This is a genomic window from Candidatus Palauibacter sp., from assembly GCF_965197445.1.
In the GTDB taxonomy this organism is placed as follows: Bacteria; Gemmatimonadota; Gemmatimonadetes; order Palauibacterales; family Palauibacteraceae; genus Palauibacter.
In genome coordinates, this window is sequence record NZ_CBDANE010000005.1 from 1,105,821 (window position 1) to 1,119,119 (window position 13,299).

General features: G+C 68.0%; 15 protein-coding genes. 9 read left to right on the forward strand and 6 right to left on the reverse strand.

What is annotated here, in order from left to right; all coding sequences use genetic code 11:
* Window position 1: 1 nt before the first annotated feature.
* Both ACN9M6_RS12180 and ACN9M6_RS12185 read left to right on the forward strand, forming a co-directional pair.
* Window positions 2-337 (forward strand): hypothetical protein, encoded by a 336-nt coding sequence (locus ACN9M6_RS12180; protein WP_419163170.1) that lies wholly within the window; start codon window positions 2-4, stop codon window positions 335-337.
* Window positions 334-750 (forward strand): type II toxin-antitoxin system VapC family toxin, encoded by a 417-nt coding sequence (locus ACN9M6_RS12185; protein WP_419163171.1) that lies wholly within the window; start codon window positions 334-336, stop codon window positions 748-750. The genes ACN9M6_RS12180 and ACN9M6_RS12185 overlap by 4 nt, the downstream gene beginning before the upstream one ends.
* A gap of 42 nt (window positions 751-792) precedes the next feature.
* On the opposite strand, the gene ACN9M6_RS12190 is transcribed toward ACN9M6_RS12185, so the two are convergent.
* From ACN9M6_RS12190 to tdh, 6 genes are all read right to left on the reverse strand, one after another.
* On the reverse strand, window positions 793-1,725 hold the full coding sequence (locus ACN9M6_RS12190) for a cobalamin-binding protein (RefSeq protein WP_419163172.1): 933 nt from the start codon (window positions 1,723-1,725) through the stop codon (window positions 793-795).
* A complete protein-coding gene (gene moeB, locus ACN9M6_RS12195; RefSeq protein WP_419163173.1) occupies window positions 1,725-2,909 on the reverse strand; it encodes a molybdopterin-synthase adenylyltransferase MoeB in 1,185 nt (394 codons plus the stop codon). Before moeB ends, ACN9M6_RS12190 begins: the two co-directional genes overlap by 1 nt.
* Before the next feature lie 7 nt (window positions 2,910-2,916).
* Window positions 2,917-3,579 carry a ribulose-phosphate 3-epimerase gene (gene rpe, locus ACN9M6_RS12200; protein WP_419163174.1) on the reverse strand — a complete coding sequence of 221 codons (663 nt, stop codon included), beginning with the start codon at window positions 3,577-3,579 and terminating at the stop codon, window positions 2,917-2,919.
* 72 nt (window positions 3,580-3,651) lie between these two features.
* The gene (locus ACN9M6_RS12205) at window positions 3,652-4,878 is read right to left on the reverse strand and encodes a glycine C-acetyltransferase (RefSeq protein WP_419163175.1); all 1,227 of its coding nucleotides are present in this window, start codon (window positions 4,876-4,878) and stop codon (window positions 3,652-3,654) included.
* Between the two features lie 10 nt (window positions 4,879-4,888).
* Window positions 4,889-5,551, reverse strand: coding sequence for a hypothetical protein (locus ACN9M6_RS12210; RefSeq protein ID WP_419163176.1), 663 nt, complete (start codon window positions 5,549-5,551; stop codon window positions 4,889-4,891).
* Between the two features lie 6 nt (window positions 5,552-5,557).
* Window positions 5,558-6,589 (reverse strand): L-threonine 3-dehydrogenase, encoded by a 1,032-nt coding sequence (gene tdh, locus ACN9M6_RS12215; protein WP_419163177.1) that lies wholly within the window; start codon window positions 6,587-6,589, stop codon window positions 5,558-5,560.
* 245 nt (window positions 6,590-6,834) lie between these two features.
* On the opposite strand from tdh, the gene ACN9M6_RS12220 reads away from it, so the two are divergent.
* The 7 genes from ACN9M6_RS12220 to ACN9M6_RS12250 all read left to right on the forward strand — a co-directional run bounded on the left by ACN9M6_RS12220 (window position 6,835) and on the right by ACN9M6_RS12250 (window position 13,196).
* Complete coding sequence (locus ACN9M6_RS12220; protein ID WP_419163178.1) at window positions 6,835-7,425, forward strand: energy transducer TonB family protein; 591 nt, start codon at window positions 6,835-6,837, stop codon at window positions 7,423-7,425.
* Between the two features lie 94 nt (window positions 7,426-7,519).
* Window positions 7,520-8,206, forward strand: a complete 687-nt coding sequence (locus tag ACN9M6_RS12225; protein ID WP_419163179.1) for a ComEA family DNA-binding protein — start codon at window positions 7,520-7,522, stop codon at window positions 8,204-8,206.
* Between the two features lie 14 nt (window positions 8,207-8,220).
* A complete protein-coding gene (locus ACN9M6_RS12230; RefSeq protein ID WP_419163180.1) occupies window positions 8,221-9,750 on the forward strand; it encodes a GspE/PulE family protein in 1,530 nt (509 codons plus the stop codon).
* A gap of 40 nt (window positions 9,751-9,790) precedes the next feature.
* Window positions 9,791-10,897 (forward strand): type IV pilus twitching motility protein PilT, encoded by a 1,107-nt coding sequence (locus tag ACN9M6_RS12235; protein WP_419163181.1) that lies wholly within the window; start codon window positions 9,791-9,793, stop codon window positions 10,895-10,897.
* Between the two features lie 105 nt (window positions 10,898-11,002).
* Window positions 11,003-12,106, forward strand: coding sequence for a type II secretion system F family protein (locus ACN9M6_RS12240; RefSeq protein ID WP_419163182.1), 1,104 nt, complete (start codon window positions 11,003-11,005; stop codon window positions 12,104-12,106).
* A 113-nt stretch (window positions 12,107-12,219) separates the two neighbouring features.
* The gene (locus tag ACN9M6_RS12245) at window positions 12,220-12,645 is read left to right on the forward strand and encodes a hypothetical protein (RefSeq protein WP_419163183.1); all 426 of its coding nucleotides are present in this window, start codon (window positions 12,220-12,222) and stop codon (window positions 12,643-12,645) included.
* A gap of 134 nt (window positions 12,646-12,779) precedes the next feature.
* Window positions 12,780-13,196: a type IV pilin protein gene (locus ACN9M6_RS12250; RefSeq protein ID WP_419163184.1), complete on the forward strand. Its 417-nt coding sequence runs from the start codon at window positions 12,780-12,782 to the stop codon at window positions 13,194-13,196.
* Window positions 13,197-13,299: the final 103 nt, after the last annotated feature.

Here is a 13,299-nt window from a genome sequence, read left to right on the forward strand (position 1 = left end):
CATGATACACGAGGGCAAAGGGCGGCGAGTCTCGGAGCCGGTCCAGGTCTATCTGGCGGCGACGGAGCGCGATCGGCTCGAACGTCTGAGGGTCACGCTCGACACGACGAAGTCGGACGTTCTGCGGAGAGGCCTCGAGGCGCTGGAGTTACAGCTCTCGGACCCGGATCTTCACCCCGCGCTGTCGATCATCGGTATCTTCTGCGGGACGCGACCACCGCCGGGGGAGCCGCACGCCGATGTAGCGCGCGATCACGACGAGTTCCTCACCGCCGGCGAAATCGATGCCTGGTCGCTCGATTCGCCGGACGAGCCTCGTGGCGGCGCGTCCGGGTGAGGTCGCTGTTCGTCGATACGAGCGCTTGGTATCCGCTGTCTGACCGCGCCCACCCGGACCACAAGGCGGTCGCCGGGGCCCTTCGGGTTCGAGTCCGCGCGGGTGCGGCAGTCGTCACCACAAACCTCGTGGTGACAGAGACTCATGCCCTCCTGCTGCGTCGAGGTGGACGGCGGGCCGCGCTCACCTTTCTGGAGGCGATCCGGCAACCTCCAAATCGAGTCGAGTACGTCACGAGTGAGCGGGAAGCGGTGGCCGTAGCCCGGTGGCTCCGGCGCTTTTCCGACCAGAGCTTCTCGCTCGCCGACGCGGCGAGCTTTGCCATCATGACCGAATTGGGTATCGAAGAAGCGCTGACGCTGGACCGGCACTTCGGAACGGCCGGCTTCGTGATGGTTCCTGCGGCGGCCTGAACCGGCCGGCGGTCGCTGGCAGCGGAGTTTCACCACGGGCTGCTAACGTCGCGTCGCCCAGACCGAGGCGTGCTCCGAAGCGGGCGCGGGGAGGAGGTCCGGGTGCAGCAGTCCGCCGAGGATCTCGACGCCCGTCACGAAGCGGGGACCCGAGCGGTTGAAGTACGAGGAGGCGTCGACGACCCAGGCCCGGCCCTCCGCGATGGCGCGCGGCGCGACCCGCCGCAGGCGCTCGGCATGGGCGTCTGCATCGGCCCGGGCCCCTTCGAGACCGTATCCGCAGGGCATGATGAGCAGCGCGTCCGGGTCCAGCCCTTCCAGCTCGTCCCACCGCACCTCACGGGAGGGGCGGCCCGCCTCGCCGATCAGGTTCCGACCCCCGGCGAGGTCGATCATCTCCGGTACCCAGTGTCCGGGTGCGAACGGCGGGTCGAGCCATTCGATGCCCAGCACCCGAGGACGCTCGGCGCCGCGCACGACGTCTCGCACGGCGTCAAGTCGCCCTCTCAGCGCCACCGTCGCGCTTCGCGAGGTCTCCGCATTTCCGGCGGCGCGTGCCACCTGCGCCACCGAGGCGAGAATGTCTTCGATCGTGTGCGCGTCGAGCGATACGATCTCGGCCTCGATACCCCGCGCGCCGAGGACCTCCCGCACGCCGCCGGTCGGCACGGCGCAGACTTCGCAGACGGCCTGCGTGATGATGATGTCGGGGTCGAGGTCCTCAAGGACGGGTTCGTCGATCTCGTAGACGCTGCCGTACTCCGTCATCGCCCGTCGCACCGCCGCGTCGATCTCGCCGCTGGACAGGCCCCGGGGATCGAAGCGCGGTCGGCTGACCCGTGGACGGTCGAGCAGGTGCGGCGGGTGATCGCACTCGTGAGAGATGCCGACGAGGTACCCATCGAGACCGAGGGCGTCGACGATCTCCGTCCCCGACGCGAGCAGGGAGACGATGCGCGGGGTCGGCGGTGTCATCAGTACTGCGGCATTCCGGGTTCGATCTCCTCGGCCCAGGCGAGAATGCCGCCCGCGAGGTTCACCGCATTGTCGTACCCCATCGCGCGCAGGTACGCGACGGCCCGGTCTCCCCGGGGCCCTGAGCGACAATGGATGATGAGCGGGGCCGCCCGATCGAAGCTCTCGACGGCTTCCGGAAGCGTGGCGAGCGGCACGAGCCGTGCCCCCGCGTGCGCCAGGTTGCAGATGTCCCACTCGTAGTCTTCACGCACATCGACGAGCTGGAACGTCTCCCCGTCGTCGACGCGGCGTTTCAGTTCATGTACGTCGATCTCCAGCTCTTCCATGGCTTCCTCGGTGTCCTCCGTTTCCGCGGGGCCAGCGTCCGCACCGTCCAACGGCCCCCTGCAGAAGCGTTCGTAGTCGATGAGTTCCGTCACGCTCGGCTTCGGCCCGCATACCGCGCATTCGGGGTCCGGCGTGATGTTCAACGAACGGAACTCCATCCGCAGGGCATCGATCAGGAGCAGGCGTCCGGCAAGTGTGTCACCGATCCCGGCCAGCCATTTGATGGCCTCATTCGCCTGGATCGACCCCACGATGCCCGGCAGGACTCCGAGCACCCCCGCCTCCGCGCAGTTGGGCACGAGATCGGGCGGCGGAGGATCCCGGAAAAGGCAGCGATAACAAGGGCCTCCCGGGGCCGCGAAGACCGACGCCTGGCCCTCGAAGCGGAGGATGGCCCCGTACGCGAAGGGCGTCCCGAGCATCACACAGGCGTCGTTCACCAGATACCGGGTCGGGAAGTTGTCGCTTCCGTCGACCACGAAGTCCCACCCCGCGAGGATGTCCAGCGCATTGCCGGAATCCAGGCGGGTCTCGAACGTTTCCACCGCGACGTGCGGGTTCAGCCCTTCGAGCCGCGCCCGGGCGGAAGCGAGCTTGGACGTGCCGACCGCACGCGTGTCGTGAAGCACCTGACGCTGAAGGTTGGAGAGTTCGACGAGGTCGTGGTCCACCAGCCCGAGCCGCCCCACTCCGGCGGCGGCGAGGTAGAGGGCGGCGGGGGAACCGAGACCGCCCGCCCCGACGATGAGGACGCTCGATGCCCGTAGCCGCCGCTGCCCTTCCAGGCCCACTTCCGGGATGCTGACGTGGCGCCCGTACCGGACCAGCTCGTCACGCGAAAGCTCGTCGCTCACGGCACCCTCAGACGTGGACGGCGAGTGACGCGCGCAGCGCCGCCATGTTCGCGGCGATCCCCGGTGCCCACCGGAACACCGAAGAGCCGGCCACGAACGACGACGCCCCGGCGGCGGCGCAGACGGGAGCCGAGCTCGGGTCGATCCCCCCGTCGACCTGGACGACCGGCGGAGCCGACCCGCGGTCTGCGGCCATCCGGAGGACGGTGGAGATCTTCGGCACCGCCTCGCCGATGAACTTCTGCCCCCCGAAGCCGGGGTTCACGGTCATCACGAGCACGAGGTCGACGTACCCCAGCACTTCCGACAATGTCTCGGCGGGAGTGGCCGGGTTGAGCGCCACGCCGGCGTAGCAGCCCAGCTCCCGGATCCGGTGCAGGTCTCCGTGCAGGTGAGCGGAGGCCTCCTGGTGGACCGTGATCAGGTCGGCGCCCGCCGCCGCGAAGGGTTCCAGAAACTCGCCGGGGTTGTCGATCATCAGGTGTACGTCCAGGAACGCGTCCGTCACCGCGCGGAGCGACTCGAGCACCGGCAGCCCGATCGTGAGGTTCGGGACGAAATGCCCGTCCATCACATCAATCTGGAACCACTGCGCGCCGGCGGCCTCCGCCTCGGCCACCTCCGCGCCCAGCCGCGCATAGTCGGCGGCCAGGATCGAAGGCGCGATCATCAGGCCTCCGGGCATGTCCCTCTTCAGTCCGCGGTCATCCACGATTCGATACTCCCGCCAGTCAGGTCCGGTTCAGATGAGGTCGAGACGTTGGCCCACCTTCTTCAGGGCGGCGAGCGCGACGTCGATGTGTTCGCGTGTGTGTGCGGCCGACAGCTGGCAGCGGATACGGGCCTCGCCGCGCGGGACCACCGGATAGCCGAACCCGATCACGAAGACACCTTCGCGCAACAGTTCGCGACTGAGCCGAATGGCGTCCGCCGTCTTCCCGATGATCACCGGGACGATGGGGGTGCCTCCGGGGATCGGCTTGTACCCCAGTTCGATCAAACCCTCGCGATAGTGTTCCGTGTTGTCGCGGAGCCGGCCCACGAGTTCGGGGTGCTCCTCGAGGTGGCGGATCGCGGCCAGCGCGCCGCACGCCGAATGGCAGGGCAGGGCGTTGGTGAACAACTGTGTCCGCGAAGTCTGGATGAGATAGTCGATGACGGCTTCGGAACTCGCCGTGAACCCGCCCGCCATGCCCCCGAGCGCCTTCCCGAGCGTCGATGTGACGATGTCGACCTCGCCGTGCATTCCGTAGTGTTCAGGCGTCCCGCGCCCTGTGTCTCCCAGCACGCCCGTCGCGTGCGAGTCATCGACCGCCATGATCGCGTCGTACCGGTCGCACAACTCGCGGATCTCGGGGAGCGGCGCGATCTCCCCCTCCATCGAGAAGATGCCGTCGGTGATGACGAGCCGGTGCCGCGCGTCCCGGGACGATTCCAGTGCCTCGCGCAGCGAGTCCATGTCCATGTGGTCGTAGATCAGCCGGCGAGCCTTGCAGAGGCGGATCCCGTCGATGATGCAGGCGTGATTGAGACGGTCCGAGATCAGCGCGTCCTCCGGACCGAGGAGAGGCGCGAACAGACCCTCGTTCGCGTTCCACGCCGACGTATAGGTGAGCGAGGCCGGAGTCTCGAGGAAGTCGGCGATCTCTGCCTCGAGCTGGCGGTGAATGTCGAACGAACCACAGATGAAACGTACCGATGACGTGCCCGCGCCGTACTTGTCCGTGCCGTCCTTCACGGCCTGCATCACGGACGGCTCGTCGCACAGTCCCAGGTAGTTGTTCGAACACATGTTGATGGTCTCGCCCAGACCGGCGATGTCCACCACGGGAGACTGACGCCCCATGATGTGCAGCAACTCCTTGTGAACCCCGTTCTCCCTCATCTCCCCGAGTTCGGACGCGAGCCGGTGCTCGAGCCCCGGGTTCACATTCGACGTCATCACATCCCGCTCCTCATACAGTGTCATGATACCGTCCTCACGGGTACAGATCTCCGACCCGCTTCTCCGTGGCCCACGCGGTGTCGACCCGGATTCTGGGGCGCGAACCCCAGTTCCCGCACGAGATGAAGCCGCGCAGTTGTCCCCTGACATAGATCACACGGTTGGTGCCCACCTCCTGAAGCCCGGGGTCGAGGCCGTCGAGCGCGAATACCCGCTGGCTCCCGATCCACCCCGGTCCGAACAGCCAGCATCCGGCCGCCTCGCGGATCGTGCCCTCTCCCCACGTGCGGACGGCAGAGAAGCGGCCCGTGTCGGTCGCCACGAGCGTGCCGAGTTCGATGCCCGTCGGGGCACGCACGACGTATTCGCCCGGCGTACCAATCGTGAGCGGGCGCGCCTCGTAGAAGCTGATGTGCTGGGGGGCGCACATGGCCCGGAAGGTACTGCGACGAGCCGCGAGTTCGATCGAGGACTCCGTGACCGCGAGCGTGGCCGTGTCCAGCCGGCCGCAGCCGTCGGGGGAAACGGGGCCGGCGAACTCGAAGGAGAACGGGGCATCCACCCGCACGGTCTCGGGATAGGCGACCCAGGTGACGAGCGCGTCGCTCGGAATGGCGTCTCCGAGCCGCCAGCAACCGGACGTGATCAGCAGCGTGAGCACGAGAGCCGCGAGACGCGGGCAGCGCGGTCTTGCCAAGGCTGGCTAGTCCAGCGCGAGGACGACCTTCGCCGCCTCGCCGGAGTGCATGGCATCGATCCCTTCTTCGAAGCGGGGGAGCGGCAGACGGTGCGTGATCACCGGGTCGAGGTCGAGGCGGCCTGCGGCCAGAAAGTGCCGCATCTCGATCCACGTCCGGTACATGAGCCGCCCCACGACGCCGTAGACGTGGAGACCCTTGAAGATGATGTCGCGCGCCAGATTGACCTCGACCGTGTGTTTGGGCAGGCCCAGCAGACGGACGTGGCCCCCGTTACGGCAGATGCGGAAGGCGGAGCGCACGCCCTCGGGGTGCCCGCTCATCTCGCACACGACATGGGCGCCGTAGCCCCCGGTGAGTTCCGCGATCTCGTCCTCGACGCCGCCGCCCAGGGGATCGAGGCAATCGTGCGCCCCCATCCGGCCGGCGAGTTCGCGTCGTCCCTCGTGCGGTTCGATCGCGATCACTCTGGCCGCGCCCGCCACGCGGGCGATCCCGATCGCGAACAGCCCGATCGGGCCGCACCCCACCACGGCCACGACTTTCCCCGCCACGTCGGTGTGCAGGACCGTATGGAACGCGTTCCCGAGTGGGTCGAACAGGGCCGCGTGGTCGTCACTGATCGAGTCCGGGATGTGAATGATGTTCGCCGCCGGGATGGAGACGTATTCCGCGAACGCGCCGTCCCGGTCGATGCCGATGATCTGCGTGTCCCGGCACACATGCGACTGCCCCGTACCGCAGAACTCGCAGTGGCCGCAGACGATGTGTCCTTCGGCGGAGACCCGGTCCCCGGCCTCGATGTTCTGGACGAGACGGCCCGTCTCGACGACCTCTCCCATGAACTCGTGTCCGAGGACGAGCGGCGGATTCACGCGGTTCCGAGACCAGTGGTCCCATTGATGGATGTGGAGATCCGTGCCGCAGATGCCCGCGCGTCGCACCTTGATCAGGACCTCGCTGGAACGGATCTCGGGGAGGGGCACGTCGCGCAGGGCGAGGCCGGGCGCCGCCTCGGACTTGAGGATCGCTTTCATGGAGACGGACGAAGACTCCTCCCTGGAGGATGGGTCGGGCGGCGCACAATGTGCCGGAACGGCGGACCGGGCGGCAAGATTACGCGCCACATCGGAGGTGTGCGGCCGGGGGCCGGGGAACCCGGGGCGACGGAGTTCCGTACGATGCGTCGTTGGCGAAACCCCAATCTGGGTGGGAGCCGAATCAGACAGTGCGTGAGACAGCGACAGGCAAGCGTCGGGGGCGGGCCGCGTGGTGGGGCGGAATGCTGGCGTCCGCGCTTCTCCACGCGCTGCTCTTCTTCGCCTGGGTCCGTCCGGTGCCGGAGTTTGCCAGCGCTCAGCCGCGCGGGTCGGATCCGGATCTCGCCCCGGGCGGCGGAGGACTGCGCTCGCTGCGCGTGTCCGTGCCCCGCAGCGCCGAGATCCCCCCGCCTCCCCGGCCCGTGCTCGCGGTCGACGTGCCCGAAGTCGAGATACAGGAGACGGAGGCAAACCGGATCGCGGCAGATCTGCTCCCGGTCGGCGTACCCGCGCCGTCCGCCGGCCGCGGCGAAGGGGCGGGCCAGGGAGACGACGGAGAGGGTGGGGGCGTGGATGGAGGCTACATAGCGCCCGTACCGAGATCGGTCGTGCCGCACTGGGATCCCCCGGGCTCCGTGCGGGGCATGGAGGTGACCGTGCGGATCTTCGTCGACGCCACCGGCCGCCCCGGCTTCGTGGAACTGCTCCCACCGACCCCGGATGAGGGGTTCAACCGCGATATCATCCGACAGGTACGCGGCTGGGAGTACAGGCCGGCCCTCCGTGACGGCGACCCCGTCGACGGCTGGGCCGAGATCACCTTCATCTTCTAGCCGCCATCTTCCAGCCGCCCCGGACCGTTTGACAGTCGATTGACACAGACTCCGACCATCGGGCCGCAATCGGCTTGATCGGGGAGGTGGGGGTTTGTGGGATCTGAATCGCGCGGAACGGAAGGCCCTGGGCACGGCTCTTGTCCTCGTGGGCGTAAGTATCATCGCCCGCACCGTCCTCGCGCCCGACCCGGGTCGATTGGACGGCCTCGAGAAGATCGATCCCGAGCGTGACCTGCGCGGCGTCGAGGGGGACGTGATTTCCGCCCTGGTGCGGGAGCAGCGAGCGCAGACCCCTCTCGCCGAGGGCGAGCGGATCGATGTGAATCATGCTTCGGTCGACGAGCTGCGCCGGCTGCCCGGAGTCGGCCCGAGTCTCGCGCAGGCCATCGTCGAGGAACGGGAGCGGGACCCCTTCCGGGAGGCGGGTGACCTCAAGCGTGTGGCCGGCGTCGGAGAGGTCACCGCCGGCCGCCTCGCGCCGCACCTTCGGTTCGAGCCGGAGCCACTGCGTCCCGGATTCGCCGGAGGGTCTCCCCGCGGCCCTTCCGCAGGGCTGGCCGGCTGTCCACCGGGCGGGAGTCTGGTCGACCTGAATCGCGCCAGCCGCGAGCAACTCGAGAGCCTGCCCGGCATCGGGTCCGTCATCGCGAACCGCATCGTCGACGACAGGCTCGCGAACGGGCCCTTCGAGCGACCGCAGGCACTCACGCGCGTCAGCGGTATAGGTGACCGCTCGCTTGCCCGGCTGGCGGATCGCATATGCGCGGGAACGCCATGACTGGGGCGGCCTCCGTGAGCCGACCGGCCCCGAGCCCGGAACTGGAGAAGGCGGACGGCAGGGTCCTCCGGCTTGTTCCGGCCGATTTCGCGATCCGGCATCTGGTTCTGCCGCTCCGCCGCTCCGGGCGGAGGCTCACCGTGGCCATGGCGGACCCCTCCAACCTGAACCTCATCGATGACCTGAAGTTCATCACCCGATTCGAAATCGATCCGGTCGCCGCAGGGGAATACACACTGCGGCAACTGATCGACGAGCACTACGGAATCTCACCCACCGCCCTCCGGGAAACGGGGACCGGGTTCGAGGCGAAGGAGATCGAGCGGGTCGAGGACACCGGGCCCGATGACTACAACGACGTGGTGCTGAGGGCCGAAGTCGAGGAGGAGCCGGTCGTCAGGCTGATCAACTCAATCCTCCGTGACGCCGTCCGCCGCGGCGCATCCGACGTAAGCGTCGAGCCCTATGAGCGCGAGGTCCGCGTCCGCTACCGCCTTGACGGAAAGCTGCGTGAAATCATGCGCCCTCCGTTTCGAATGACGGCCGCGTTGACGTCGCGCATCAAGATCCTGGCCGACCTGAACATCGCGGAGCGTCGGCTGCCCCAGGACGGCCGGATGAAGATGAGGGTGGGAGAGAAGGTCATCGACTTCCGTGTCTCGACCCTCCCCACGCTGTTCGGCGAGAGGATCGCGCTTCGGATCCTGGACAAGGGGAGGCTGGCGTTCGACCTCGAGGCCTTCGGCATGGAGGAACGCGCGGAACGCGTCCTGCTCGACGCGGTCGCCCAGTCCACAGGCATGATCCTCGTTACCGGGCCCACGGGGTCGGGGAAGACCACGACCCTGTACAGCGCGCTCACCCGGCTGAACACGGAGGACGTCAATATCCTGACTGCCGAGGATCCGGTCGAGTACAGCATCCGCGGCATCAACCAGGTCCAGGTCCGATCCGGGATCGGCCTCACCTTCGCGTCCACGCTGCGCGCCTTCCTGCGGCAGGATCCGAACATCGTGATGGTGGGCGAGATCCGCGACTCCGAGACGGGGGGCATCGCCGTCAAGGCGGCGCTGACGGGCCACCTCGTCCTTTCGACGCTCCACACCAATGACGCCGCTTCGACCACGACACGTCTCGTGGACATGGGGATCGAGGCGTTCAACGTCGCCGCCGCCGTGAGCGTGATCACCGCCCAGCGGCTCGTACGCCGGATCTGTGGGCATTGCAGGGCCGAGACGACCCATCCGCGCGAACTCCTTCGCTCGTTCGGGACAGACGACTCCCCGGACGCGGACCGAGTTTTCTACCACGGAGAGGGCTGCGACGCCTGCGGAGGCTCCGGGTATTCCGGCCGGCAGGGACTGTACGAGGTGCTCCCGATGTCGTCCGCCATCCGACGGCTGGTCCTGGCGTCCGCGTCCGCGGAGGACATCGAACGGCGAGCCGTCAGGGAAGGGATGGTCACGCTGCGGGAAGACGGACTGATCAAGGCGAGGAAGGGGATCGCCACACTCGACGAGGTACTCAGGGAGACTCCGGCGTAGGTCGGCGGGTCGCCCGCCGCGAGCGCCAGAAGAGGAGGTCATGGAAACAGGTCCCGTCGCGAGCGTCCGGCTGCGCGCACTGCTGAACGAGATGATCGAGCGGGGCGCGTCCGACCTGCACCTCACGGCGGGCGGTCGTCCGAAGCTTCGGATCGACGGCCGGCTGGCGGACTGCGTCGACGAGGGGGTCCTGGGTCCCGACGACACGGAGGCGCTCGGGGGCTCCCTCCTCACCGACAGCCAGAGGAAGCGTTTCGCGCGGGACGCCGATCTTGACCTGAGCTTCTCGGTCGCGAACCTGTCCCGCTTCCGTGTGAACCTGTTCAGGCAGCGCGGGAACGTGGCCTGTGCGATCCGCCGGATTCCGGTCGAGATCCGAACGCTGAGAGAACTCGGTATCCCGCCCGTCGTGACCCGACTCACCCGGAAGCCGCGGGGGTTGGTGCTGGTCACCGGGCCCACCGGCTCAGGCAAGTCGACGACGCTGGCGGCCATGGTGGATCGGATTAACACCGAACGGGCGGGTCACATCGTCACGATCGAGGACCCGATCGAATTCGTGCATTCCCACAAGAGGTGCATCGTCAACCAGCGCGAGGTCGGGTACGACACCCGCAGCTTCGCCCACGCCCTGAAGTACGCGCTCCGGCAGGACCCCGACGTGATCCTCATCGGCGAGATGCGGGATCCGGAGACGATCCAGGCGGCGCTCACGGTCGCGGAGACCGGACACCTGGCGCTCGCCACGCTGCATACCTACTCGGCGGCGGAGTCGATCAACCGAATCATCGACGCCTTCCCCTCCCACCGGCAGGAGCAGATTCGGGCGCAGTTCGCCCTCGTGTTCGAGGCGGTGATCACCCAGACCCTCCTCCGCCGGGCCGGGGGGAAGGGTCGCGTCGTGGCCTGCGAGGTTCTGGTCGCGACCCCCGCGACCCGGGCGCTGATCCGGGAGGAGAAGGTGCACCAGATCTACTCGGCGATGCAGGCCGCCCGGAAGTTCGGCATGCAGACGCTCAACGATTCCCTCTACCGGCTCTACGTGCGGCGAAGCGCGGATTTCGAGGAATGCCTTCGGGTCTCGTCCGATCCGGCGGACTTCAGACGGATGACCGGGACTTCACTACCCGCCGGGGCCGTCCAGTGAGAGGGGTGGTGAAGACCGGCCGTCGGCGAGGGTGTGGGGTGGACGATGCTGGGGCTGGCGGTCGGTCCAACTACCCCCCCGGCCTCCCCTGGGAGGTGTGGCGATATGCCCGCCTGGACGCGTAGCGCCGTTTCGCCGGCCGGGGCCATCCGTGCCGCCCTCAAACCGCGGGACCGTGTGAGGCCGCGCGAACTTGCCATCTTCACCCGTCAGCTCTCCGCCATGATCAACGCGGGTCTGCCGCTCACGCAGGCGCTGGAGACTCTCTCTCGGCAGACCGGGAGCGCCGCGCTCCGGACGGTGGCGCGGGAAATACTTCACGACGTGGAAGCCGGAAGTACACTGGCTGCCGCCCTCCGCCAACACCCGGCGGTGTTCACGAGACTCTATGTGAACATGGTCGAGGCCGGTGAATCCGGCAGCCGGCTCGACACGATTCTCGGTCGTCTCGCCGTCTTCCTCGAGAAGAGCGAACGGATCCGAAGGAAGGTGAAGGGCGCCATGATCTATCCCGCCGTGGTGCTCGGAGTGGCGGTAGCGGTGATCGCGACGCTGCTCCTGTTCGTGATCCCGACGTTCGAGAACGTGTTCGCGGGCTTCGATGCCCTGCTGCCTCTTCCGACTCGCGTGGTCATCGCCCTCTCCCGGGCTGTCGAGAGCTGGTGGTGGGCCATTCTTGCGTTGGGCGGCGTGGTCTGCGTGCTCCTGCGCCGCTGGGTCGCCACGGAAGCGGGGCGGCTGCGCTGCGACCGCATCCTGTTGCGGTCCCCGATCCTCGGCTCGCTGTTCCGCAGGACGGCGGTGTCCCGTTTCACCCGGACCCTCGGTACGCTGCTTTCGTCGGGCGTACCCATCCTCGAAGGGCTCGAGGTCACGGCGCGGACGGCGGGAAACCGGGTGATCCACGACGCGGTGCTGGAGAGCAGGGTCGCGATCGCGGGCGGAGAGTCGATCGCGCGGCCGCTCCGGGAGACCGGTGTTTTTCCGCCGATGGTGTCCCAGATGATCCATGTGGGGGAAGAAACGGGAGATCTCGACGGCATGCTGGCCCGGATCGCCGACTACTACGACGAGGAGGTCGACGCCGCGGTCGAAGGCCTCCTCAAGGTGCTCGAGCCCGCCCTCATCGTGGTCCTGGGCGGCCTCGTCGGCGGCATGATCATCGCCATGTACCTTCCGATCTTCGATCTCGTCGATACGATCCAGTAGCGGGGCCGTGGCACAGGCTTCGCAACTCCCGCTTGCCGGGGCGTTCGGTGGTCCCTCTACTTGGCTCCATGTGCGCGAGTGCCAGCGACGCGAGACGGGGGACGCCCCCCGACGTGCGAGACCTTATCGGCGAGCCGGCCGACACCGCCTCCGAACGATTCGGGCGGGCGATCGCCGATCGGAGGGTCGGCGAGGATCGATGGTTGCGATTCGAGGGCTCGGACTGGTCGGTTCGCCTGCGCGCCAGATCGGAGCGGCCGGGTGCCCCCGCGCGGATCCGCTCGTGGACCGTGGCATTCCTGCACGGGTTCGACACGGTGGAGGGCGCGATGCGCGCTGCGGGGTTGCCTCCTCCTGCATCGCGGGCCGGGGCCGGCGCCGGTCCGTTACGCCTTCCGCTGAGCGATGGAGCCGGGCGCCTGCACTCCCTCACCGCTTCGTTGAGGGACGGACGGATCCGTTCGATCTCCGGCTTCGATGAGCGGCCCGACTGGTGCGACCCGGGGATGGACGAACCCTCCGGGTCGGCCCGTGGTTGATACTCCGTTGTCAGTGCAGGGCTTCCTGGAGCGCGAACGCGCGCCGTCTCCCGCAAAGCGCGGAGTCTGTGCGTCGGCGGCGCCGGTGCCGGGAAGCCGCCGTGGATCCACCGATGCGTGAAGTGAGGGGCGGGATGAAGATGAAGAGGGAAGAAGGGTTCACGTTGATCGAACTGCTGATCGTGGTCGTCATCATCGGCATTCTCGCCGCGGTGGCGATCCCGCAGTTCACGAGCACGAAGGAAAAAGCGTTCGATGCCGCCGCAAAGAGCGACATTCGCAACATGATGACGGCGGAAGAGGCCTATTTCTTCACCACACAGGCCTACGCGGCCACCACCGTCCCGGCCGGAGGCTCGGCGGATCTGGACGGTGACGGAACTCCGGACTTCCAGGCCAGCCAGAACGTGTCGCTGACGGCGACGGACTACACGGACGGGTACCAGATCACCGCGAAGCACGCAGCTTCGAACCAGACATGGTGCGTGAACTCGTCGGCCGCCTCCGCCACGGGCGCGGTGGGCCAGATCCTGCCTGCCAGCAGCTGCTGACAGAGCCCCGCCCCGTTCGCGGGCGGGGGCGGCGTCGTTGAGGCGCCGTTGACACGGGAGACGACTCTCCTTGATGAAGCTCGCAAGGCTCATTCGATGGAGG